Raw genomic sequence first — 23690 nt, 5'->3', positions numbered from 1 at the left:
AAACCCGCCATGCCGGCATCCGCGACCGCAATCGGCGACCGGCCCAAGAAAAAGTCCATCCTGGACAAGCACAAGATCCTCGAGACCAACGCGACCCTGCTGCTGATCTTCAGCTTCCTGGTCGTGACGGTGGGCGGCATCGTGCAGATCGCACCGCTGTTCTACCTCGAGAACACGATCGAAGAGGTGGAGGGGATGCGCCCCTACACCCCGCTCGAACTGGCAGGCCGCGAGATCTATATCCGCGAGGGTTGCTACGTGTGCCACAGCCAGATGATCCGCCCCATGCGGGACGAGGTCGAACGCTATGGCCATTACAGCCTTGCGGCGGAATCGATGTATGACCATCCGTTCCAGTGGGGTTCCAAGCGGACGGGGCCCGACCTCGCCCGTGTCGGCGGCCGCTACTCGGACGAATGGCACGTCGACCACCTGCGCGACCCGCAGGCCGTCGTGCCGGAATCGATCATGCCGAAATACGGCTATCTCGAACGGACCACGGTCGACGGACGTTACATCGAGGACGTGATGACCACGCACAGCTTCGTCGGCGTGCCCTATACCGAAGAGCAGCTGGCGAATGCCCAGGCCGATTTCCGCGCCCAGGCCGATCCGGACTCCGACTACGACGGTCTGCTCGAGCGCTACGGCGAAGACAGCGTGAACGTGCGCAATTTCGATGGCCAGTCCGGCATCTCCGAGGCCGACGCGCTGATCGCTTATCTGCAGATGCTGGGGACGCTTGTCGACTTCTCGACCTTCACCCCGGATGCAAGCCGGTAAGGGGCCGAGATGGAAGACTATACCTTCCTCAGGCAGATGGCCGACAGCTGGGGGTTGCTGGTCCTGTTCCTGTTTTTCATCGGGGTAATCCTCTGGGTGTTCCGCCCGGGCTCCCGCAAGAAATACGAGGACACGGCCAACATCCCCTTCCGCCACGAAGACAAACCCGCCGATCCTAAGGAGGACGGGAGAAAATGACCAAGAAATCGGAAATCAAGAAGGGCGATCCTGAAACGACCGGCCATAGCTGGGACGGGATCGAAGAGTTCAACAACCCTCTGCCGCGCTGGTGGGTCTGGGTATTCTACATCACCATCGTCTGGGGCGTTCTCTATTCCATCGCGTACCCCGCATGGCCGCTGATCAACCAGGCCACGGCAGGCGTGATGGGGTGGTCCACCCGTGGCGACGTCGCGGCCGAGATCGCCGCCGCCGAAGAGGCCAACGCCGAGATCAACGAGCGTCTCGCCTCGGTCGAACTGACGGCCATCGCCGACGACACCGATCTGAACACCTATGCCGTGTCCGCCGGGGCCGCCGTGTTCCGTACCTGGTGCGCACAGTGCCACGGTTCGGGAGCGGCCGGTGTGCAGGCCGCGGGCTATCCGAACCTTCTGGACGATTCGTGGCTCTGGGGCGGGGATATCGAAAATATCCACTACACCATCAGCCACGGCATCCGGAACGAGGACGATCCCGACGCGCGCTACTCGGAAATGCCGGCCTTTGGCCGGGACGAGTTGCTGACCGGTGAAGAGATCGACCAGGTCGTGAACTACGTCATGTCGCTCTCGGGTGAGCCTAAGGATGCCTCGCTGGTCGAGGCCGGTGCCGAAGTGTTCGATATCAACTGCTCTGCGTGCCACGGCGAAAATGCCGAAGGCGATATCTTCCAAGGCGCTCCGAACCTTGCGGATGCGATCTGGCTCTACGGCGGTGATTACGACACGCTTCACGACACCATCTACTACAGCCGGTACGGCGTCATGCCGCCCTGGACCGAGCGTCTGAGCGAGGCCGAGATCCGCGCCGTCGCGACCTATGTCCACCAGCTTGGCGGTGGCGAATGACGCGCTAAGGACACTCCGGGCGGTCCCGACCGCCCGGAGCCAGTGCCGGCCGTTCCATCTGTTCGCGCGTTTCCAGAACGGCCGGCACACTTTTCCTCCATATCATCAAGACATCAGGTCGAACAGCGCCGCACCGCTGAGCAGCACGATCTCCTCCTGCCCCCCGCCATCCACCAGCGCCCACAGGATCTGACCCGTCGCCTTGTGGATCCACCTGTTCATTTGTCATTTGCCTGCGCCCGCAGAAATCTGCGTCACACGGCCCTCGAACATGACGATACTGACTTCGGCGGCGCATCCGTTCGTGCGCCATCGCCTGAAAAAACTGCGCGGCTTGCAGAAAACAAGGCCCTTATCCTTTCGAAATCTTCGATCTCCGCTCCCCAACATCGAACCGTCGGAAGAACTAGTGCGAAAAACGCGCCACCCTTTGCTGACGAACCATTTGGTCAACTCGCCCTCGTCGCAGGCGACCCCGTGCAGGGCTTGCCCTGCATTTCGGGATCTCAGCTGAATATAGGCATCGCCACTGCCCAGGCCCGAAGCAAGGGTCCCGAGAACCTCGCTGCATGATTTGCTGCCGGTGGCGCTTGCCGCGGTCGCCACGCAAATGGCGTAAAAAAAAGATCAGCCAGAAAAGAACGGCAATTTCCCGAAAACCTTCGCCATCATAGCGTTTTCGTTGCCCCTCTTGGTCTGATCCCTTGCAAAGACACCGTCGCGGTCTCAGCACCCAGCGCGCGGTCGGATCCGGTGCCCGCGCGCCTGCGGCCATATGACGTATGCCTCCCGAAAACGGCACGATTGTGCGCCGCACAAGGCCCCTTGTTTGCCATATCCGCGCCGGCTTGCCCCGAAGGCCCAAGAAAACCTGTGCCGCAGATGCGCGTTTTGACCCATGTCAAAGTTGGCGGGGCGGACTTAGGTCAGAAACCGGACAAGCCACAATGTCATTCGGAGTCCGTCCGTGAGCGATACAGACACCCCCCCGAGCCTTTACGCGGCGCGCGAGCCGATCTTTCCACGCCGGGTGTCGGGTAACTTCCGCAATCTCAAGTGGATCATCATGGCGGTGACACTGGGGATCTACTACATCACCCCTTGGATCCGCTGGGACCGCGGCCCCAGCCTGCCGGACCAGGCCGTGCTGCTCGACCTGGCGAACCGGCGCTTTTATTTCTTCTGGATCGAGATCTGGCCGCACGAGTTCTACTTCGTCGCGGGCCTTCTCATCATGGCCGGTCTGGGCCTGTTCCTCTTTACCTCGGCGCTGGGCCGGGTCTGGTGCGGCTATGCCTGTCCGCAGACCGTCTGGACCGACCTTTTCATCCTCGTCGAACGCTGGATCGAAGGGGATCGCAACGCCCGCCTGCGTCTGCATCGCCAGAAAAAGCTCGACTTCCGCAAGGCGCGGCTGCGCGTCACCAAATGGGTGACGTGGTTCCTGATCGCGCTGGCGACAGGCGGTGCCTGGATCTTCTACTTCGCCGATGCGCCCACCCTTCTCAGGGATCTCGTGACGCTGAACGCCCACCCGGTGGCCTATACCACGATGCTGGTCCTGACCGGCACGACCTTCCTCTTCGGCGGGTTCGCCCGCGAACAGATCTGCATCTATGCCTGCCCCTGGCCCCGTATCCAAGCCGCCATGATGGACGAGGATACGCTCACCGTCGGCTACCGCTACTGGCGGGGTGAGCCGCGCGGCAAGGGCAATGTCCGCCGCCGGACCGCCGCGCAGGCGCATCAGGCCGAGGCCGAGGCGCAGGCCGCAGGCCCCGTGATCGGTGGCACCAATGCCCGCACGCCCGTCCCGAACGAGATGACCGACATGGTCCCCGACATGGCGGCCGCCGAACAGGGGCCGGGCGACTGCATCGACTGCATGGCCTGCGTCAACGTCTGCCCGATGGGCATCGACATCCGCGACGGTCAGCAGCTGGAATGCATCACCTGTGCGCTCTGCATCGATGCCTGTGACGACGTCATGGCCAAGATCGGCAAACCGCGCGGCCTGATCGACTATCTCGCGCTCAGCGACGAAGAACGCGAACGTGCCGGCAGCGAGCCGCGCAGCGTCTGGAGCCACATCTTCCGCGCCCGCACCGTGCTCTACACCACGCTGTGGTCGCTGGTGGGCGTCGGGCTGATCTTTGCGCTGTTCATCCGGCCCGATATCGACCTGACCGTCGCGCCGGTGCGCAACCCGACCTACGTGACCCTGTCCGACGGTTCGGTCCGCAACACCTATGACGTGCGCCTGCGCAACAAGCATGGCGAGGCGCGCATGTTCAAACTCTCGATCAAGGGTCACCCGGCGCTGCGCGTCCAACTCGAAGGTACGCCCTACCAGTCCGTGATGGTCCCGGCCGACACCGCATTCCTCCAGCGCGTCTACATCATCGCGCCTCCGGGGGCCGATCCCGCGCAGGGAGAGGTTGCGGATGTCCGCATCTGGGTCGAGGATCTGACAAACGGCGAACGCGCCTACAAGGACACCACATTCAACGGACGGGGGAACTGACGATGACGGAACGGCAATTCACCGGCAAACATGCGGCAATCATCTTCGTCGCGGCATTCGGCATCATCATCGCCGTGAACCTTGCACTGGCCTATAACGCGGTCGCCACCTTCCCGGGGCTCGAGGTCAAGAATTCCTATGTCGCCTCGCAGCAATTCGACGACCGCCGCGACGCGCAGCAGGCGCTTGGCTGGACGGTGCGCGCCGATGCGCAGGACGGGCTGGTCATCCTGTCGATCACCGACGCCAACGGCCAGCCGGTTCGGGTGGCCGAGCTCGACGCCGTGATCGGCCGCGCCACCCACGTGAAAGAGGATATGAGCCCCGAATTCCGGTTCGACGGTACGGCCTATGTCGCGCCTGCCAGCCTTGGCGACGGCAACTGGAACATTCGCATGAAGGCGCTCGCAAAGGACGGAACCGAGTTTTCGCAGCGCGTCATCCTCCACGTCGAGAGCTGAGCCATGACCGCACAGCTGCGTCCCGCCGCTGCTGCCTGCCCGGGCTGCATCGCCGCCCCGGCGGAACCGGCCCGGCCCATCCCCGAGGATGTGCAGATCGCCCTGTCGCTGCCCGGCATCCATTGCTCGGGCTGCATCGCGACGGTGGAAAAGACCCTCAACGCCCAACCCGGCGTGACCGATGCCCGCGTCAACCTGACGCTCAAACGCGCGATGGTTCAGGCCGGGCCTGACCTGCGCGCCGCCGACCTTATTCCCGCCCTCGAACAGGCCGGGTACGAGGCGCACGAGCTGGATGCAGGCGCATTGTCGGCCACCCAGAATGACCGCGCTGGCCGCGACCTGCTTATGCGGCTCGCCGTGGCGGGCTTTGCCACGATGAACGTGATGCTGCTGTCGGTCTCGGTCTGGTCGGGCGCCTCGGACGCGACGCGCGACATGTTTCACTGGATCTCGGCTGCAATCACCTTTCCGGCCATCGCCTTTTCCGCGCAGCCCTTCTTCGTCAACGCGTGGAGCGCGCTGCGCGTTCGGCGGCTCAACATGGACGTGCCCATCGTGCTGGCCATCGTCCTCGCACTCGTCACCTCGCTGTGGGAAACCGCGCTGTCGGGCAAGCATGCCTATTTCGACGCGGCGCTGGCGCTCACCTTCTTCCTGCTGGCGGGCCGCTATCTCGATTACCGCACCCGCGCCATCGCCCGGTCCGCGGCCGAGGAACTGGCAGCGCTCGAAGTGCCCCGCGCCCTGCGGCTGGAAAACGGTGTCGAGCATGAGGTCGCCGTTTCCGAGCTGCGCGTGGGCGACCTGATCCGCGTCCGTCCCGGCGGGCGAATGCCCGTCGACGGCGAGATTACCGACGGCCGGTCCGAGCTCGACCGCTCGCTCCTCACCGGCGAGACGCTTCCGGTCTATGCCGAACCCGGCTCCACCGTCAGTGCGGGAGAGGTCAACCTGACCGGCCCGCTGACGATTCGCGCCGCCGCCGTGGGGCAGGACACCTCTCTGCACCGCATGGCCGACCTCGTCGCCATCGCCGAATCTGGCCGTTCCCGTTATACCTCGCTGGCCGACAGCGCGGCCAAGCTCTATGCCCCTGGCGTGCATATCCTGTCCGCGCTAAGCTTCCTGGGCTGGCTGCTCTATTCCGGCGACATGCGCACCGCGCTCAACATCGCCGCGGCCGTCCTCATCATCACTTGCCCCTGCGCCCTGGGTCTTGCCGTGCCGGCCGTAACAACCGCCGCATCGGGACGGCTTTTCCGCAGGGGGATGCTCATCAAGCATTCCACCGCGCTGGAACGGCTGGCCGAGGTCGATACCGTCGTCTTCGACAAGACCGGAACGCTGACCGCAGGCACACCCGAACTCACCAACCTTGGCGATCACGCCCGCAGCGACCTGGAAATCGCGCTGGCTCTGGCCGAAGGGTCCTCGCATCCGCTCTCCCGCGCGCTGACACGTGCCGCGCGCGAGGCGGGGATCAGGCCCGCGCCGCTCACCGACCTGGCCGAGATCCCCGGTTTCGGGACCGAGGCGCAGTACCATGGCCGCCGCGTCCGGCTGGGTCGCGCCGCATGGGTGGGCGCCGAACAGGGCGAACAGACCGCCGCGTGGCTTGCCATCGGCGACCGCGCACCGCTGGCCTTCACCTTCACCGATGCCCTGCGCCCCGGCGCTGAAGAGGCCGTGGCCGCGCTGCATGCCTCGGGCAAGACGGTCCTGCTGATCTCGGGCGACACGACGCCCGCCGTGCGGGCGCTGGCCAACCGGCTCGGCATCTCCGACTGGATCGCCGAGGCCCTGCCACAGGACAAGGCCGCCCGCGTTCAGGCGCTCACCGACGAGGGCCGCAAGGTGCTGATGGTCGGCGACGGGCTCAACGACACGGCGGCCCTAGCCGCCGCGCATGTCTCGATCTCGCCCGCCTCGGCGCTCGATGCCGCGCGGGTCGCGTCCGACATCGTGCTCCTCGGTCATGACCTCAGCCCGATCGCCGATGCCTGCGACACCGCCCGCAAGGCCACGAAACGCATCCGCGAGAACTTCCAGATCGCGACGGTCTACAACGTGATCGCGGTGCCGCTTGCCGTGGCCGGCCTGGCGACGCCCTTGATCGCGGCGCTTGCCATGTCCACCTCATCCATTACCGTTTCCCTGAACGCGCTGCGCCTGAGGTAAGCCGATGGACGTCCTGTCATTCCTCATCCCGATTTCGCTCTTTCTGGGCGGCGTCGGGCTTGTCGCCTTCATCTATACCGTCCGCTCGAACCAGTATGACGACCCCGAGGGCGATGCGCGCCGCATCCTGAATTCCGACTACGACGACCACCCCAAGCCTTGACGCCGCCGCCCCGCGCGGCATCCTCTGCCCGACAGGAGGAGACAGACATGGATATCCACCCAGCAGGCAGCCGCGCCACGCTCAAGGCGCGCGAAGACTGGTTCACCGGCACCGTCTGGCAGGACCCCATCGTGCAGGCGCCCGACCCGGCCCGCGTGATGGCGCTGCGCGTTGCGTTCGAACCCGGCGCGCGTACCGCCTGGCACACCCACCCGCTGGGCCAGACCCTCTATGTCACCGATGGCGTCGGACTGGTCGGCAAGCGCGGCGAGGCGCCCCGCGTGATCCGCGCGGGCGACACGGTCTGGATCCCGCCGGGAGAAGAGCACTGGCACGGCGCCGGCGCTGAGACGTCGATGGTCCACATCGCCATACAAGAGGCGCAGGATGGCACCCCCGCGCATTGGCTGGAAAAGGTCAGCGACGAGGATTACGCCCGCGCGCCGGAATAGGCCAAAACCCCTGGCCGGCCTTGAAATCGCCATCAAGCCCGGCTATGTCCCCGCCATCCGCTAGCAGAGAGACACGCCCACAATGGCCACCACCAACCCCATCCAGTTCATCCAGCAGGTCCGCGCCGAGGTTGCCAAGGTCGTCTGGCCGACCCGCCGCGAAGTGCTGCTGACCACGGTGATGGTGTTCATCATGGCCGCGCTGACAGCCGTGTTCTTTGCCCTGGTCGACCTGGGCATTCGCAGTGGTCTGCAACTCGTCCTCGGCATGTTCAGCTAGGCACGAATGACGACGGGCGACTGTCGTTGATGCACATCAGTTTCCTCGTGATCCCAATGGCATAACCTGTGCGCGCCGCCCCGCCGTGGCGCTTCAGGAGTATGCCGTGATGATCCCGCGAACAACCGGTCTTGCCGCGCTCTGTCGCGTTCCGTGCACTTCGGCGTGCGCCGTTCTTTCGGCGCTCGTGGATGCTCGGCAGCGTCCGGTCAACTCCCGCAAATTCAACGCCCACAAAATCGGTGGGGCGGCGGCCTGTGCCGCGCGGGGCGAACATGGCCCGCGCGCGGATGACGTGAATCGATTCCACCGCGTCCGCAGGGCGACCTGTTCCCGATCATTTGCATGGCCCGCGACATGCTCTTGTCGAACCGGCAAACCGACCTCAAAGGAGACCCCGATGTTCAAACGGCTTCTCGCACTTGCCCTCTGCGCCCCGGCCCTCGTGTCGGCCGAGGATATTACCTTTGAAAACCTCGTCCGGGCGGAAAGCGATCACATGTTCCGACTCACGCTCCAGACCTATGGCATTGGCGTGGGCGAGATTTTCCACGCCCGCAAACCCAGTTCGGCGGATGAGCCTCAGCCGGTGATCCGCGCGAACCAGGACACGCTCTATTCGGGCGCGGTCGTCGACCTGTCCCATCCGGTCACCGTTGTTCTCCCCGAAGTCGACGGGCGGTTTCAGTCCGTGCTGGTCATCAGTCAGGATCACTACAGCACCGTTCATTCGACGCCGGGCAGCTATGTCCTGACACAACAGGAAGTTGGCACGCGCTTTGCCCTCCTGTTGTTCCGCTCCTTCGTTGACGCGGGCGATCCGGGCGATCTGGAAACGGCCCATGTCGCGCAGGACGGGATCAGGCTGACCGGCGGCGGCCCCGGCCCGTTCGAGGCGCCCGACTGGGATCTCGAGGCGCTTGGCGAGGCGCGCAAGGCAATCAACGACCTTGCCGCCGCGGTGGGCTTCGACGTGCGAAAGGCCTTTGGACGACCTGAAGAGGTCGAACCGATCGACCATCTCGTCGGCGCGATAGCGGGCTGGGCCGGGCAACCTGCGACAACTGCCAGCGCCATCGTCGACAGCGTCGAAGCCAATGACGGCGTCACCCCGCATTCCGTTACCTTTGGCGAGGTTCCGGTCGATGCCTTCTGGTCGGTCACGGTCTACGATGCCGATGGCTACCTTGCGCCGAATGACCTGGGCCGGAACAGCTATAACAACACCTCGGCCACCGCGAATGAGGACGGCTCCTACACCCTGAATTTCGGCGGCTGCGAGGACGGGCGCATCAACTGCATCCCGATCACGCCCGGCTGGAACTACACGATCCGCCTGTACAAACCCCGCGCCGAGATCCTCGGCGGGTCCTGGACCTTTCCCGTGATCGAGCCGACCGGCGGGTGAACTGCAATCGGAACGACCGCCGGGATCGGCGTACAGCATTGTACAAAACGGTCAAAGGGGGTCGTGAAGGGGGTACAAAACGGTCAAAATGCCGGTTACTCACGTCGCGCGAACGGGGGGCGGAAAATGGCCAGCCCTCTTGCATATCGGGCGCTTGGGCGTTAGGTCACACCCCACTTCGATGATTGGCGTGCGGCGATTCGGGCTGCGCGCCGCTTTTCATTGTGGCGGTTTGTTGATTAACCGCTTGAGTTTTTTCAGGTTTTCGCCACGTCTGCGCACGTGGCCGAGGCAAGACAAGGACGGCAAGGCACATGGCGAAACGGTGGTACTCGGTCAGCGTACTCTCGAATTTCGAGAAGAAGATCGCAGAACAGATCCGCACCCTCGTCGCCGAAAATGGCCTCGAGGACGAGATCGACGAGGTCCTCGTTCCCACCGAAGAGGTGATCGAGGTGCGTCGCGGCAAGAAGGTCACGACCGAGCGCCGTTTCATGCCGGGCTATGTGCTGGTGCATATGGAGATGTCCGACCAGGGTTACCATTTGATCAATGGAATCAATCGGGTAACCGGATTTCTAGGGCCGCAGGGCCGGCCGATGCCGATGCGCGATGCCGAGGTGAACCAGATCCTCAACCGCGTTCAGGAGGGCGAGGAAGCGCCGCGTACTCTGATCAGTTTCGAGGTCGGCGAGAAGGTCAAGGTCAATGACGGGCCGTTCGAGGATTTCGACGGCATGGTCGAAGGCGTAGACGACGACAACCAGAAACTGCGCGTCAGCGTTTCGATCTTTGGCCGGGAAACCCCGGTCGAACTGGATTTCACTCAGGTCACCAAACAGTCCTGAGCGAACGCTTCGTCAGGTCTTCGCGGATCGAAGTACACCGCGTGGAATGATGAGGCACAATCGTGGGAGGCGGTCGCCACGCGTGGCGGCACCGAACCACGGGCAACCCTGTCCGGCCGTCGCGACGGTTCGGATGCTGAAAAAGGAGAAGGCCAATGGCCAAGAAACTCGTGGGCAGCATGAAGCTGCAAGTGCCCGCAGGCCAAGCCAACCCGTCGCCCCCGGTGGGCCCGGCGTTGGGTCAGCGCGGCATCAACATCATGGAATTCTGCAAGGCGTTCAACGCCAAGACCGCAGATATGGAGCCCGGCGCGCCGTGCCCGACCGTGATCACCTACTATCAGGACAAGTCCTTTACCATGGACATCAAGACGCCGCCGGCGTCCTACTACCTGAAGAAGGCTGCCAAGGTGAAATCGGGCGCAAAAACCCCCTCGCGTGAGACCGTCGGCACCGTGACCGCCGCTCAGGTGCGCGAGATCGCCGAAGCGAAGATGAAAGATCTCAGCGCCAATGATATCGAGGCGGCGATGCAGATCATCCTGGGCTCCGCCCGCTCCATGGGCATCGAGGTGAAGTAAGATGGCAAAGCTGGGTAAACGTACGCGCGCCGCTCGCGAAGCCTTCGCCGGCAAGGAAGACCTGTCGGTTCAGGATGCCGTCGCTCTGATCAAGGCCAACGCCAACGCGAAATTCGACGAGACCGTCGAGATCGCGATGAACCTGGGTGTCGACACCCGTCACGCGGACCAGATGGTGCGCGGCGTGGTCGGCCTGCCCAACGGTACGGGTAAAGAGGTCCGCGTGGCCGTTTTCGCCCGTGGCCCCAAGGCAGACGAAGCCAAGGAAGCCGGTGCGGACATCGTTGGCGCCGAAGACCTGATGGAAACGATCCAGGGCGGCACGATCGAATTCGACCGCTGCATCGCGACCCCGGACATGATGCCGATCGTTGGCCGTCTGGGCAAGATTCTTGGTCCCCGCAACCTGATGCCGAACCCCAAGGTCGGCACCGTGACGATGGACGTCAAGCAGGCTGTCGAAGCCGCCAAGGGTGGCGAAGTTCAGTTCAAGGCCGAAAAGGGCGGTGTCGTCCATGCCGGCGTTGGCAAGGCATCCTTTGACGAGGCCAAGCTGGTCGAGAACGTCCGCGCCTTCGTTTCGGCCGTGGCAAAGGCAAAGCCCTCGGGCGCCAAGGGCACCTACATGAAGAAGATCTCGCTGTCTTCGACCATGGGTCCGGGCGTTACGCTGGACGTCGCCGAAGCCGCAAGCGAGTAAGTCGCGGAGGCCTCGGATGGGACCGAGCTGGCATGTCGGAGCCATCCTGCGCGAAGACCTGCAGGACACTCTCCGCTTTGCCGCTTGGTATCTTGATGCCGGGGCCGACCGGCTGACGCTTTATTTCGACGATCCGCAGGACCTCGCCATCGGGGTCCTGCGGCACAACCCCCGGATCCAGTGCATAGCTTGCACATCGGAGTTCTGGAGAGACTTGGGGCTAGACCCCGATACGCGCTTCACCAAAAGACAGAACGCCGCGTTGACGCATGCCTACCGGCAGAGCGATACCGACTGGTTTCTGAACGTCGACGCCGACGAGTTCCTTCACGTCGACGGGCGTGCAATTCGCGATTTTCTGGACGACATTCCCGAGGATGCAGTTTCCGTCCGGATCGAAACGGCCGAGGGCGTCGGCACGACTCACGACCATCCGCGTCGCGTGTTCCGCCTGCCAATGGAGCGGGACGCCGCGCGCCGAGTCTATGGCGAAGATGCAGGCCTGTTCGGACCACGGCGCAAGGGGCTGGTCGGTCATGCCGCGGGAAAATCGGCCATTCGGGGCGGGCAGGGCGACCTGAGCCTGCGTCAGCACTGGCCCGTCCGTGGCAAGGAGATCCCGCCCGAGCATGTCGCCGGACGCGAGAGCGGGGCCTATCTCCTGCACATGATCGGCCTGGATTACGGGCCGTGGCGGGCAAAGGTGGATTGGCGGGTCGCCTCTCGCGGGTTCATAGCGTCGCTTACCCAACGCGTTGCCGAGGCGTTGGAGCGCGAAGATCCCGAACCCGAGTTGCGGGATCTGCACCAGCGGCTGCACCGGATGGATGCTGCCGCGCTCGAACGGCTTGCAGCGGAAAATGCCCTTTTGGAACTCTCGCTCGACCTCGATGCCGGTGTTCAGAGGCATTTTTCGGGCTGATCTTTGCCTTGCTGCGGCTCCAGCAAATCGGCAACAGTAAACGGAATTCCAACCCGGCAAGCGTCGGGTTTTAAGAGAATTTTTGACTTTCTCTCCGGGTCTTACCTACCGTCCGGCCCATGCAGCACGTCGATCCGAACCTCTTCGCACCGAAACTGGCGCCGCGCCTGCGAACGGCCGAGGGTCCCTGTGTCACCCTAGTGCCGGGTGTCAGCTGTGCCGAAGGTGCGGTCGTAATCGGCGGACCCGATCCGAATTCCTGGAACCTTGTCGATCGTACCGGCGCACCGATCCTGGATGGGACCACTTATCGCCTTGGGCGTCACCTTTATCCGCGGGCGGTCGATGCAAGGGAGCTTGCGGACGGGCAGACCTTGTCGGGCACCTGGCTTTACGCGGGGGACTACTGGAACCATTTCGGGCATTTTCTTTTCGAGTCTCTTGCCCGGATCTGGGTGATGGAGCATCTCGATCTAAAACTTGACGGTATCCTGTACGTCTGGCCTCGCCACGGGGCGGCTGCGCAATGCCGCGACGACGGGTTCCAGCGTGACCTGCTCAGGCGGTGCGGTGCCGACCTGCCGGTCCGGATCGTGAACGAGACGACCCGGGTCGAGCGTCTGGTCGTGCCCCGGCAGGGCTGCGGGCTGGGCCCGATGGCGGCAGGAACTCCGGAGTTTCGCAGCTTCATCCGCGAAAGGTTGCGCGCCGGCATCCGCCCGGGCTCACATCGCAAGCTGTATCTTTCGCGCGCGGGCTATTGGTTGCGACGCGGGGGGCATTTCGACGAGGAGCGGCTGACCAAGCTGCTGGTCAACGAGGGCTACCACGAGTTCCGCCCCGAGAAGTATTCGCTCAGCGAACAGATCGCGGCCTATATGGGGGCCGAAAAGATCGTTGCACCGGATGGCAGTGCGCTGCATCTCGTGGCGTTCGTCGCCGAGCCGGAGCAGCGTGTTGCCGTGATCCTTCGACGACACGATGGCGGCAAGGATATCGTGCCGAACCTCACGGGATGTATGGGGCGGGCGCCGCTGGTGATCGACAAGATCGACCGGTTCCACCGCCGGACCGACATGAAAAATCCGAACTGGAATTGCTTCGCGGAACTTGAATTGCAGGCCGTCGGTGCCGATTTGCATTCCGAAGGGTTCATCGACGCGCCGCATCACTGGCAAACCATCCGGCACCGCAGGCGCCAGAGGTTGTTGGCCCAATACGGGGCAAAGCTGTCCTGCTCGTTCAGAACCGAGGAGTTGAACGAGGATGCTCTGACCGAGTTTCCGGATGGCACGGCTCCTGCGGAATAGCTGCGATTTACCCCTTGGAAACCGCCCCCGCATGGTCTAGGACGGGGTGCGGATAAAGCGTGCGATTCGTCGTGCGCTTTATTTCGTTTCGTCCAAGACGGTGGGTGGCCCGCGTGGCCTTAATCTCCTGCCTGAGACGGGAAAGACCAAAAAGATCGAGGGTCCCACCCTCGGGCGATACTTTTGGCTCCACCCCGTAAAACGGACCTGAACGCCGGGTGAGAGCCCGGCAGACTTGAGCCGGGATGCATTGTCATCCCAAACTTGGAGAGAACTGTGGATAGAGCCCAGAAAGAGAAAGTGGTCGAGGAACTCGGCCAGATCTTCGAAAGCTCTGGCGTCGTGGTGGTTGCCCACTACACGGGTCTGACAGTTGCCGAGATGCAGGACCTTCGCGCACGTGCTCGTGACGCGGGCGGCTCCGTGCGTGTTGCCAAGAACAAGCTCGCCAAAATCGCCCTTGAGGGTAAGCCGTGTTCTTCCATGGCTGACCTGCTGACGGGGATGACCGTTCTGACCTATTCCGAGGATCCCGTGGCTGCGGCCAAGGTTGCCGAGGACTTCGCCAAGGATAACAAGAAGTTTGAGATCCTCGGCGGCGCAATGGGTGAGAACGCTCTTGACCGTGCCGGCGTCGAAGCCGTGTCGAAAATGCCGTCCCGCGAGGAGCTCATTGCCTCGATCGTGGGCTGCATCGGCGCACCTGCTTCGAACATCGCTGGCGCGATTGGCGCACCTGCAAGCAACATCGCAAGCATCCTGTCCACCATCGAAGAGAAGGCGGAAGCTGCGTAAGCGGTTGGCACTGAATGATCCGCGAAGGGGTTACATCCCGACGTTGGAACACACATCTGTAAAACGGAAAGAGCTGATACAATGGCTGATCTGAAGAAACTGGCAGAAGAGATCGTTGGTCTGACCCTGCTGGAAGCACAAGAACTGAAAACCATCCTCAAGGACGAGTACGGCATCGAGCCCGCAGCTGGCGGCGCTGTCATGATGGCCGGCCCCGCAGGCGGCGACGCTGCCGCGGCCGAAGAGGAAAAGACCGAGTTCGACGTCGTCCTGAAGAACGCAGGCGCATCCAAGATCAACGTGATCAAGGAAGTTCGCGGCATCACCGGCCTGGGCCTGAAAGAAGCCAAGGAACTGGTCGAAGCCGGCGGCAAGATCAAGGAAGGCGTGTCCAAGGACGAAGCCGAAGAAGTCAAAGGCAAGCTGGAAGCAGCTGGCGCCGAGGTCGAGCTGGCCTAAGCCGCTCGCCGGATGCGCACAAGTCGCATCACGTAATCAGGCTGGGCCCGGAGGAATCCGGGTCCAGCCGAACCTGTCTTGGCAAACCCCTTGTTGAATGAGGGGTTTTCCAAGGCGCGGTTCCCGGATCGGGAAGGCCACCACTCGGGACGGTGGCCATGGATTGATCCGGTCGTGTCGTCTCCTGTGGTCAGGACGCCGGAGCCCGGCGGCCGTTCTGGCCTGCGAGCACATCGAAAGGTGACATCTGTTATGGCGCAAACCTTCCTTGGCCAGAAACGTCTTCGGAAATACTACGGCAAGATCCGCGAAGTTCTGGAAATGCCGAACCTCATCGAGGTCCAGAAATCCTCCTACGACCTGTTCCTGCGCTCCGGCGATGCCGAGCAGCCCACCGATGGTGAAGGGATCAAGGGCGTTTTCCAGTCGGTTTTCCCGATCAAGGATTTCAACGAAACCTCCGTGCTGGAGTTCGTGAAGTACGAGCTGGAAAAGCCGAAATACGACGTCGAGGAATGCATGCAGCGCGACATGACCTACAGCGCTCCGCTGAAGGTCACGCTTCGCCTCATCGTGTTCGACGTGGACGAGGATACCGGCGCGAAATCCGTCAAGGACATCAAGGAGCAGGACGTTTTCATGGGCGACATGCCCCTGATGACGCCCAACGGCACCTTCATCGTCAACGGCACCGAGCGGGTCATCGTGTCCCAGATGCACCGCTCGCCGGGTGTGTTCTTTGACCATGACAAGGGCAAGACCCACAGCTCGGGCAAGCTGCTCTTCGCCTGCCGGATCATCCCGTATCGCGGCTCGTGGCTCGACTTCGAATTCGATGCCAAGGATATCGTCTTTGCCCGTATCGACCGTCGCCGCAAGCTGCCGGTGACGACGCTGCTCTATGCGCTTGGCCTGGACCAGGAAGGCATCATGGATGCCTATTACAACACGGTGCATTTCAAGCTGCGCAAGGGCCAGGGCTGGGTAACTCCCTTCTTCCCCGAGCGTGTGCGCGGTACCCGTCCGACCTATGATCTCGTCGACGCCGCGTCGGGCGAGGTGATCGCCGAGGCCGGCAAGAAGGTCACCCCGCGCGCCGTCAAGAAGCTGATCGAGGAAGGATCGGTCACCGACCTTCTTGTCCCGTTCGACCACATCGTCGGCAAGTTCGTCGCCAAGGACATCATCAACGAGGAAACCGGCGCGATCTATGTCGAGGCCGGCGACGAGCTGACCCTTGAATACGATAAGGATGGCGACCTGATCGGTGGCACCGTCAAGGAACTGCTGGATGCGGGTATCACCGACATCCCGGTTCTGGACATCGACAACATCAATGTCGGCCCGTACATCCGCAACACCGTGGCGCAGGACAAGAACATGAACCGGGAAACCGCGCTCATGGATATCTACCGCGTCATGCGCCCCGGCGAGCCGCCCACCGTCGAAGCGGCGTCGGCCCTGTTCGACACGCTGTTCTTCGACAGCGAGCGCTATGACCTGTCCGCCGTTGGCCGCGTGAAGATGAACATGCGCCTGGCTCTCGAAAAGCCCGACACCCAGCGCACACTGGACCGCGAAGATATCGTGGCCTGTGTCAAGGCGCTTGTCGAACTGCGCGACGGCAAGGGCGACATCGACGACATCGACCACCTCGGCAACCGCCGGGTGCGCTCTGTCGGCGAGCTGATGGAAAACCAGTACCGCGTCGGTCTGCTCCGCATGGAGCGCGCGATCAAGGAACGCATGTCCTCGGTCGAGATCGACACCGTCATGCCGCAGGACCTTATCAACGCGAAACCGGCCGCCGCAGCCGTTCGCGAATTCTTTGGCTCGTCGCAGCTGTCGCAGTTCATGGACCAGACCAACCCGCTCTCCGAAGTGACGCACAAGCGTCGTCTCTCGGCGCTTGGGCCCGGCGGTCTGACCCGTGAGCGTGCCGGCTTCGAGGTGCGCGACGTGCACCCGACCCACTATGGCCGGATGTGCCCGATCGAAACGCCCGAAGGTCCGAACATCGGTCTGATCAACTCGCTGGCCACCTTTGCCCGCGTGAACAAGTACGGCTTCATCGAAACGCCCTATCGCGTCGTGAACGAGGGGCAGGTGACCGACGAGGTTCACTACATGTCCGCGACCGAGGAAATGCGCCACACCGTGGCGCAGGCCAACGCGACGCTGGACGAGAACGGCAAGTTCGTGAACGAGATGGTCAACACGCGCCAGGCCGGGGATTACACCCTTGCGCCCGTCGAAAGCGTTGACCTGATCGACGTGTCGCCGAAACAGCTGGTGTCGGTAGCGGCGTCGCTGATCCCGTTCCTTGAAAACGACGACGCCAACCGCGCCCTGATGGGGTCGAACATGCAGCGTCAGGCGGTCCCGCTCCTGCGGGCCGAGGCGCCGCTGGTGGGCACCGGGATCGAGGAGAAGGTCGCCATCGACTCCGGCGCGGCCATCCAGGCCAAGCGCGCCGGCGTGATCGACCAGGTCGATGCGCAGCGTATCGTGATCCGGGCAACCTCGGACCTCGAACTGGGCGATGCGGGGGTGGACATCTACCGCCTGCGCAAGTTCCAGCGCTCGAACCAGAACACCACCATCAACCAGAAGCCTCTGGTCAAGGTGGGCGACACTGTCGAAAAGGGCGAAGTCATTGCCGATGGTCCGTCCACGGATATGGGTGAACTGGCACTGGGCAAGAACGTGGTCGTCGCGTTCATGCCTTGGAACGGCTACAACTACGAGGACTCGATCCTGATCTCCGAGCGCATCGCGCGCGACGACGTCTTTACCTCGGTCCATATCGAGGAATTCGAAGTCGCCGCCCGTGACACCAAGCTCGGGCCCGAGGAAATCACCCGCGACATTCCCAACGTGGGTGAAGAGGCGCTGCGCAACCTCGATGAGGCCGGCATCGTCTATATCGGTGCCGACGTGGAGCCGGGCGATATCCTGGTGGGCAAGATCACGCCCAAAGGCGAAAGCCCGATGACGCCGGAAGAGAAACTTCTGCGCGCCATTTTCGGCGAAAAGGCCAGCGACGTGCGTGACACCTCGCTGCGCGTCAAGCCGGGCGATTTCGGCACTGTTGTCGAAGTGCGGGTCTTCAACCGCCACGGCGTCGAAAAAGACGAGCGTGCGCTGCAGATCGAGCGTGAGGAAGTCGAACGTCTGGCCCGTGACCGAGACGACGAGTTGGCAATCCTCGACCGCAACATCTATGCGCGCCTGAAGTCCATGATCCTCGGCAAGACCGCGGTGAAGGGGCCCAAGGGCGTCAAGGCAGGTTCGGAAATCACCGAAGATCTGCTCGGCACGCTGACCCGTGGCCAGTGGTGGATGCTCGCCCTCGAGGACGAGGAAGACGCCAAGGTGGTCGAGGCCCTGAACGAGCAGTACGAGGCGCAGAAGCGCGCGCTTGATGCCCGTTTCGAGGACAAGGTCGAAAAGGTCCGCCGTGGCGACGACCTGCCGCCGGGTGTGATGAAGATGGTCAAGGTCTTCATCGCGGTGAAGCGCAAGCTGCAGCCGGGCGACAAGATGGCCGGCCGTCACGGGAACAAGGGTGTGATCTCGAAAGTGGTGCCGATGGAGGACATGCCGTTCCTCGCGGACGGTACCCCGGTCGATTTCTGCCTCAACCCGCTGGGTGTGCCGTCGCGGATGAACGTCGGTCAGATCCTTGAAACCCACATGGGCTGGGCCGCGCGCGGCCTTGGGATCAAGATCGACGACGCGCTGCAGGAATATCGCCGCTCGGGCGATCTGACACCGGTACGTGAGGCTCTGCGCCTTGCCTATGGTGAGGATGTCTACGAGGAAGGTCTCGCCAACATGGAAGAGAACACCCTCGTGGAGGCTGCAGGCAACGTCACCCGTGGTGTGCCGATCGCAACGCCGGTCTTTGACGGTGCGAAAGAGCAGGATGTGAACGACGCCCTGATGCGTGCGGGCTTCAACGAGTCCGGCCAGTCGATCCTGTTCGACGGGCGCACCGGGGAGCAGTTCGCACGTCCCGTGACCGTGGGCGTCAAGTACCTGCTCAAGCTGCACCACCTCGTGGACGACAAGATCCACGCGCGCTCGACCGGGCCGTACAGCCTCGTGACCCAGCAGCCGCTGGGCGGCAAGGCGCAGTTCGGCGGCCAGCGTTTCGGCGAGATGGAGGTCTGGGCGCTCGAAGCATATGGCGCGGCCTACACCCTGCAGGAAATGCTGACGGTGAAATCCGACGACGTTGCAGGCCGGACCAAGGTCTACGAGTCGATCGTCAAGGGCGAGGACAATTTCGAGGCCGGCGTGCCGGAGAGCTTCAACGTGCTCGTGAAAGAAGTCCGCGGCCTCGGCCTCAACATGGAACTCCTGGATGCGGAGGAGGAGTAAGGAAATTCGCTGAATTTCCCTGGCCCGGGGTTTCCCATGAAACCTTGGGCAGCGCCTTCCCCGCACCCTCTGACATCTGAGGAACAGACATGAACCAGGAACTGACCAACAACCCGTTCAACCCGCTGGCCCCGCAAAAGGTCTTTGACGAGATCAAGGTTTCGCTGGCCTCGCCCGAGCGGATCCTCTCGTGGTCCTATGGCGAGATCAAGAAGCCCGAGACCATCAACTACCGCACGTTCAAGCCCGAGCGTGACGGTCTGTTCTGCGCGCGTATCTTTGGCCCGATCAAGGATTACGAATGCCTTTGCGGCAAGTACAAGCGCATGAAGTATCGCGGCGTCGTCTGCGAGAAATGCGGCGTCGAGGTGACGCTGCAAAAGGTCCGGCGCGAGCGCATGGGCCATATCGAACTGGCGGCCCCCGTCGCGCATATCTGGTTCCTCAAGTCGCTGCCCTCCCGCATCGGCCTGATGCTGGACATGACCCTGCGCGACCTGGAGCGTGTGCTCTACTTCGAGAACTACGTGGTGATCGAACCCGGTCTGACCGATCTGACCTATGGCCAGATGCTTACCGAAGAAGAGTTCATGGACGCCCAGGACCAGTACGGCATGGACGCCTTCACCGCCAATATCGGCGCCGAGGCGATCCGCGAGATGCTGGCGGCCATCGACCTCGAGTCGGAGGCCGAGACGCTGCGCGCCGAGCTGAAGGAAGCCACCGGTGAACTGAAGCCCAAGAAGATCATCAAGCGGCTCAAGGTCGTCGAATCCTTTCTGGAGTCGGGCAACCGCCCCGAGTGGATGATCATGACCGTGATCCCGGTCATTCCGCCGGAACTGCGCCCGCTGGTTCCGCTGGATGGCGGCCGTTTCGCGACCTCGGATCTGAACGATCTGTATCGCCGCGTGATCAACCGGAACAACCGTCTGAAGCGTCTGATCGAACTGCGCGCGCCCGACATCATCGTCCGCAACGAAAAGCGGATGCTGCAAGAGTCGGTCGACGCCCTGTTCGACAACGGCCGTCGTGGCCGCGTGATCACCGGCGCCAACAAGCGCCCGCTGAAATCGCTGTCGGACATGCTCAAAGGTAAGCAGGGTCGCTTCCGCCAGAACCTTCTGGGTAAGCGGGTCGACTTCTCTGGCCGTTCGGTCATCGTGACCGGCCCCGAGCTCAAGCTGCACCAGTGCGGCCTGCCCAAGAAGATGGCGCTCGAACTGTTCAAGCCGTTCATCTACTCGCGGCTCGAGGCCAAGGGCCTGTCGTCGACCGTGAAACAGGCGAAGAAACTGGTCGAGAAAGAGCGTCCCGAAGTCTGGGATATCCTCGACGAGGTGATCCGCGAACACCCTGTCATGCTGAACCGTGCGCCGACACTGCACCGTCTTGGCATCCAGGCGTTCGAACCGGTTCTCATCGAAGGCAAGGCGATCCAGCTTCACCCGCTGGTCTGCTCGGCCTTCAACGCCGACTTTGACGGTGACCAGATGGCCGTGCACGTCCCGCTGAGCCTTGAGGCCCAGCTGGAAGCGCGCGTGCTGATGATGTCGACGAACAACGTTCTGTCGCCCGCCAACGGCGCGCCGATCATCGTTCCGTCGCAGGACATGATCCTTGGTCTCTACTACCTCACGCTCGAGCGTGAAGGCATGGTGGGCGAGGGCAAGGTGTTCGGCTCGATCGACGAGGTGCAGCACGCCCTCGACGCCGGCGAGGTGCATCTGCACTCCAAGATCACCGCGCGGATCACCCAGATCGACGAGAACGGCCTCGAAGTGCAGAAGCGCTACGAGACCACGCCGGGCCGCGTCCGGCTGGGTGCGCTGCTGCCGCTCAACGCCAAGGCACCGTTCGAACTGGTCAACCGTCTGCTGCGGAAGAAAGAGGTGCAGCAGGTCATCGACACCGTCTACCGCTATTGCGGTCAGAAGGAGTCGGTCATCTTCTGTGACCAGATCATGTCCATGGGCTTCAAGGAAGCGTTCAAGGCCGGTATCTCCTTCGGCAAGGACGACATGGTCATTCCCGACAGCAAGTGGACCATCGTCGAGGACACCCGCGAGCAGGTGAAGGACTTCGAACAGCAGTACATGGACGGCCTGATCACCCAGGGTGAGAAGTACAACAAGGTCGTCGATGCCTGGTCGAAGTGTAACGACCGCGTCACCGAAGCGATGATGAGCACCATCTCCGCCGTCCAGAAAGAGGAAGGCGGCGCTGACCGCGAGCCCAACTCGGTCTACATGATGGCCCACTCGGGCGCGCGTGGTTCTGTCACCCAGATGAAACAGCTGGGCGGGATGCGCGGCCTGATGGCAAAGCCGAACGGCGACATCATCGAGACGCCGATCATCTCGAACTTCAAGGAAGGCCTGACCGTTCTGGAGTACTTCAACTCCACCCACGGTGCCCGTAAGGGTCTGTCCGACACCGCGCTCAAGACGGCGAACTCGGGTTACCTGACCCGCCGCCTCGTGGACGTGGCGCAGGACTGCATCGTGCGGATGAAGGATTGCGGAACCGACCGCGCTATCACCGCCGAGGCCGCCGTCAACGACGGTGAAGTCGTCGCATCGCTGGCCGAGCGTATCCTGGGCCGCGTCGCTGCCGATGACATCGTCAGGCCGGGCACCGACGAGGTTCTGGTCGCCGCCGGTCAGCTGATCGACGAGCGCATGTCCGACGCCATTGACGAGGCCGGAGTGCAGTCGGCGCGGATCCGTTCGCCGCTGACCTGCGAGGCCGAGGAAGGCGTCTGTGCCATGTGCTATGGCCGTGACCTTGCACGCGGTACCATGGTGAACACCGGCGAAGCTGTCGGCATCATCGCGGCGCAGTCCATCGGCGAACCCGGCACGCAGCTGACGATGCGGACCTTCCACATCGGCGGTGTTGCGCAGGGTGGTCAGCAATCCTTCCAGGAGGCCAACCAGGACGGCGTGATCGCGTACGAGAACCCGCAGCTTCTGGTCAACGCCAACGGCGAAAGCCTTGTCATGGGCCGCAACATGAAGGTCCTGATCAAGGACGAGCACGGCGAAGAGCGCGCCAGCTTCAAGCTGGGGTACGGCTCCAAGCTGTTCGTGAAGGACGGGCAGACCGTCTCGCGCGGCGACAAGCTGTTCGAGTGGGATCCCTACACCTTGCCCATCCTGGCCGAGAAGTCGGGCACCGCGAAATATGTCGACCTCGTGTCGGGTATCGCCGTGCGTGACGAGACCGATGACGCAACCGGCATGACCCAGAAGATCGTGATCGACTGGCGTGCCGCGCCCAAGGGCTCGGATCTCAAGCCCGAGATCATCCTGGTCGACGAGGATGGCGAACCGGTCCGCAACGATGCGGGCAACCCGGTTCACTACCCGATGTCGGTGGATGCGATCCTCTCCGTCGAAGACGGACAGAAGGTCGAGGCCGGCGACGTCGTCGCGCGTATCCCGCGCGAAGGTGCCAAGACCAAGGACATCACCGGTGGTCTGCCGCGTGTGGCCGAACTGTTTGAGGCACGCCGTCCCAAGGACCATGCGATCATCGCTGAGGCCGACGGCTATGTCCGGTTCGGGCGCGACTACAAGAACAAGCGCAGGATCACGATCGAACCCGCCGACGAGTCGATGGAGCCGATCGAGTACATGGTGCCCAAGGGCAAGCACATCCCGGTGCAGGAAGGCGACTTCGTGCAGAAGGGCGACTACATCATGGATGGCAACCCCGCGCCGCACGACATCCTGTCGATCCTCGGCGTCGAGGCCCTGGCCGATTACATGATCGACGAGGTGCAGGACGTCTATCGACTGCAGGGTGTGAAGATCAACGACAAGCACATCGAGGTGATCGTTCGCCAGATGCTGCAGAAGTGGGAGATCCTCGACTCCGGCGACACCACGCTGCTCAAGGGCGAGCACGTGGACAAGCAGGAGTTCGATCAGGCCAACGACAAGGCGCTCAAGAAAGGCGGTCGTCCGGCACAGGGCGAACCGATCCTGCTGGGGATCACCAAGGCGTCGCTGCAGACCCGCAGCTTCATCTCGGCGGCTTCGTTCCAGGAAACGACCCGCGTGCTGACCGAGGCGTCGGTTCAGGGCAAGGTCGACAAGCTGGTGGGACTCAAGGAGAACGTCATCGTCGGCCGTCTGATCCCGGCCGGTACCGGTGGCGCGACCCAGAAGGTCCGCCGCATCGCGCAGGATCGCGACAATGTCGTGATCGAGGCGCGCCGCGAAGAGGCTGAAGCCGCAGCGGCGCTTGCTGCGCCGGTGATGGACGACGACATGCTCGATGGCGATATCGAGAACCTCGTCGAAACGCCGGAAAGCCGCGAGTGATCCCGGCCCAAGGGCTGTAACACCAACCCCCGCGCC

19 protein-coding genes are annotated in these 23690 nt (G+C 63.1%); all 19 read left to right on the top strand.

Going from position 1 to position 23690, the window contains the following annotated elements:
* Positions 1-9: 9 nt before the first annotated feature.
* The 19 genes from ccoO (at position 10) to rpoC (ending at position 23654) form a co-directional block, all read left to right on the top strand.
* Complete coding sequence (gene ccoO / locus ACFORG_RS05380) at positions 10-783, top strand: cytochrome-c oxidase, cbb3-type subunit II (RefSeq protein WP_386734725.1); 774 nt, start codon at positions 10-12, stop codon at positions 781-783.
* 9 nt (positions 784-792) lie between these two features.
* Entirely contained in the window at positions 793-981 is a 189-nt protein-coding gene (locus tag ACFORG_RS05375; protein ID WP_386734360.1) for a cbb3-type cytochrome oxidase subunit 3, read from the top strand.
* Positions 978-1853: a cytochrome-c oxidase, cbb3-type subunit III gene (ccoP, locus tag ACFORG_RS05370; RefSeq protein WP_386734359.1), complete on the top strand. Its 876-nt coding sequence runs from the start codon at positions 978-980 to the stop codon at positions 1851-1853. Before ACFORG_RS05375 ends, ccoP begins: the two co-directional genes overlap by 4 nt.
* A 967-nt stretch (positions 1854-2820) precedes the next feature.
* A complete protein-coding gene (gene ccoG / locus ACFORG_RS05365; protein WP_386734358.1) occupies positions 2821-4377 on the top strand; it encodes a cytochrome c oxidase accessory protein CcoG in 1557 nt (518 codons plus the stop codon).
* A 2-nt stretch (positions 4378-4379) separates the two neighbouring features.
* Entirely contained in the window at positions 4380-4838 is a 459-nt protein-coding gene (locus ACFORG_RS05360) for a FixH family protein (RefSeq protein ID WP_386734357.1), read from the top strand.
* Between the two features lie 3 nt (positions 4839-4841).
* On the top strand, positions 4842-7019 hold the full coding sequence (locus tag ACFORG_RS05355; RefSeq protein WP_386734356.1) for a heavy metal translocating P-type ATPase: 2178 nt from the start codon (positions 4842-4844) through the stop codon (positions 7017-7019).
* Between the two features lie 4 nt (positions 7020-7023).
* Positions 7024-7182: a cbb3-type cytochrome oxidase assembly protein CcoS gene (ccoS, locus tag ACFORG_RS05350; protein ID WP_386734355.1), complete on the top strand. Its 159-nt coding sequence runs from the start codon at positions 7024-7026 to the stop codon at positions 7180-7182.
* Between the two features lie 47 nt (positions 7183-7229).
* A complete protein-coding gene (locus tag ACFORG_RS05345; protein ID WP_386734354.1) occupies positions 7230-7634 on the top strand; it encodes a (R)-mandelonitrile lyase in 405 nt (134 codons plus the stop codon).
* Between the two features lie 82 nt (positions 7635-7716).
* A complete protein-coding gene (gene secE / locus ACFORG_RS05340) occupies positions 7717-7914 on the top strand; it encodes a preprotein translocase subunit SecE (protein ID WP_386734353.1) in 198 nt (65 codons plus the stop codon).
* 400 nt (positions 7915-8314) lie between these two features.
* Positions 8315-9322, top strand: a complete 1008-nt coding sequence (locus ACFORG_RS05335; RefSeq protein WP_386734352.1) for a DUF1214 domain-containing protein — start codon at positions 8315-8317, stop codon at positions 9320-9322.
* 314 nt (positions 9323-9636) lie between these two features.
* Complete coding sequence (gene nusG, locus ACFORG_RS05330; RefSeq protein ID WP_386734351.1) at positions 9637-10170, top strand: transcription termination/antitermination protein NusG; 534 nt, start codon at positions 9637-9639, stop codon at positions 10168-10170.
* Between the two features lie 155 nt (positions 10171-10325).
* Complete coding sequence (gene rplK / locus ACFORG_RS05325) at positions 10326-10751, top strand: 50S ribosomal protein L11 (RefSeq protein ID WP_386734350.1); 426 nt, start codon at positions 10326-10328, stop codon at positions 10749-10751.
* Between the two features lies 1 nt (position 10752).
* The gene (gene rplA, locus ACFORG_RS05320; RefSeq protein WP_386734349.1) at positions 10753-11451 is read left to right on the top strand and encodes a 50S ribosomal protein L1; all 699 of its coding nucleotides are present in this window, start codon (positions 10753-10755) and stop codon (positions 11449-11451) included.
* Positions 11452-11467: 16 nt separating this feature from the next.
* Positions 11468-12373, top strand: a complete 906-nt coding sequence (locus ACFORG_RS23810) for a glycosyltransferase family 2 protein (protein WP_449284303.1) — start codon at positions 11468-11470, stop codon at positions 12371-12373.
* Positions 12374-12492: 119 nt separating this feature from the next.
* A complete protein-coding gene (locus ACFORG_RS05305) occupies positions 12493-13683 on the top strand; it encodes a glycosyltransferase family 61 protein (RefSeq protein ID WP_386734348.1) in 1191 nt (396 codons plus the stop codon).
* Positions 13684-13959: 276 nt separating this feature from the next.
* A complete protein-coding gene (gene rplJ, locus ACFORG_RS05300) occupies positions 13960-14478 on the top strand; it encodes a 50S ribosomal protein L10 (protein ID WP_386734347.1) in 519 nt (172 codons plus the stop codon).
* A gap of 81 nt (positions 14479-14559) precedes the next feature.
* Positions 14560-14937: a 50S ribosomal protein L7/L12 gene (gene rplL / locus ACFORG_RS05295; RefSeq protein WP_386734346.1), complete on the top strand. Its 378-nt coding sequence runs from the start codon at positions 14560-14562 to the stop codon at positions 14935-14937.
* A gap of 252 nt (positions 14938-15189) precedes the next feature.
* Positions 15190-19323, top strand: coding sequence for a DNA-directed RNA polymerase subunit beta (gene rpoB / locus ACFORG_RS05290; RefSeq protein ID WP_386734345.1), 4134 nt, complete (start codon positions 15190-15192; stop codon positions 19321-19323).
* A gap of 89 nt (positions 19324-19412) precedes the next feature.
* Positions 19413-23654 carry a DNA-directed RNA polymerase subunit beta' gene (gene rpoC / locus ACFORG_RS05285; protein WP_386734344.1) on the top strand — a complete coding sequence of 1414 codons (4242 nt, stop codon included), beginning with the start codon at positions 19413-19415 and terminating at the stop codon, positions 23652-23654.
* Positions 23655-23690 lie beyond the last annotated feature (36 nt).

It is taken from the genome of Lutimaribacter marinistellae, from assembly GCF_042648365.1.
Classification (GTDB): domain Bacteria; phylum Pseudomonadota; class Alphaproteobacteria; order Rhodobacterales; family Rhodobacteraceae; genus Lutimaribacter_A; species Lutimaribacter_A marinistellae.
Note: the sequence above shows the minus strand (reverse complement) of the source record. Positions and strands in the feature narration are given on the sequence as shown.

Excerpts from the sequence above, each read along its gene's own strand:
- ACFORG_RS05345 (WP_386734354.1), top strand. The coding sequence starts at position 7,230 with ATGGATATCCACCCAGCAGGCAGCCGCGCCACGCTCAAGGCGCGCGAA.
- ACFORG_RS05305 (WP_386734348.1), top strand. The coding sequence starts at position 12,493 with ATGCAGCACGTCGATCCGAACCTCTTCGCACCGAAACTGGCGCCGCGC.
- rplL (WP_386734346.1), top strand. The coding sequence starts at position 14,560 with ATGGCTGATCTGAAGAAACTGGCAGAAGAGATCGTTGGTCTGACCCTG.
- ACFORG_RS05335 (WP_386734352.1), top strand. The coding sequence starts at position 8,315 with ATGTTCAAACGGCTTCTCGCACTTGCCCTCTGCGCCCCGGCCCTCGTG.
- ACFORG_RS05355 (WP_386734356.1), top strand. The coding sequence starts at position 4,842 with ATGACCGCACAGCTGCGTCCCGCCGCTGCTGCCTGCCCGGGCTGCATC.
- secE (WP_386734353.1), top strand. The coding sequence starts at position 7,717 with ATGGCCACCACCAACCCCATCCAGTTCATCCAGCAGGTCCGCGCCGAG.
- nusG (WP_386734351.1), top strand. The coding sequence starts at position 9,637 with ATGGCGAAACGGTGGTACTCGGTCAGCGTACTCTCGAATTTCGAGAAG.
- rpoB (WP_386734345.1), top strand. The coding sequence starts at position 15,190 with ATGGCGCAAACCTTCCTTGGCCAGAAACGTCTTCGGAAATACTACGGC.
- ccoP (WP_386734359.1), top strand. The coding sequence starts at position 978 with ATGACCAAGAAATCGGAAATCAAGAAGGGCGATCCTGAAACGACCGGC.
- ACFORG_RS23810 (WP_449284303.1), top strand. The coding sequence starts at position 11,468 with ATGGGACCGAGCTGGCATGTCGGAGCCATCCTGCGCGAAGACCTGCAG.
- ccoO (WP_386734725.1), top strand. The coding sequence starts at position 10 with ATGCCGGCATCCGCGACCGCAATCGGCGACCGGCCCAAGAAAAAGTCC.
- ACFORG_RS05375 (WP_386734360.1), top strand. The coding sequence starts at position 793 with ATGGAAGACTATACCTTCCTCAGGCAGATGGCCGACAGCTGGGGGTTG.
- rplA (WP_386734349.1), top strand. The coding sequence starts at position 10,753 with ATGGCAAAGCTGGGTAAACGTACGCGCGCCGCTCGCGAAGCCTTCGCC.
- ccoS (WP_386734355.1), top strand. The coding sequence starts at position 7,024 with ATGGACGTCCTGTCATTCCTCATCCCGATTTCGCTCTTTCTGGGCGGC.
- rpoC (WP_386734344.1), top strand. The coding sequence starts at position 19,413 with ATGAACCAGGAACTGACCAACAACCCGTTCAACCCGCTGGCCCCGCAA.
- ACFORG_RS05360 (WP_386734357.1), top strand. The coding sequence starts at position 4,380 with ATGACGGAACGGCAATTCACCGGCAAACATGCGGCAATCATCTTCGTC.
- rplK (WP_386734350.1), top strand. The coding sequence starts at position 10,326 with ATGGCCAAGAAACTCGTGGGCAGCATGAAGCTGCAAGTGCCCGCAGGC.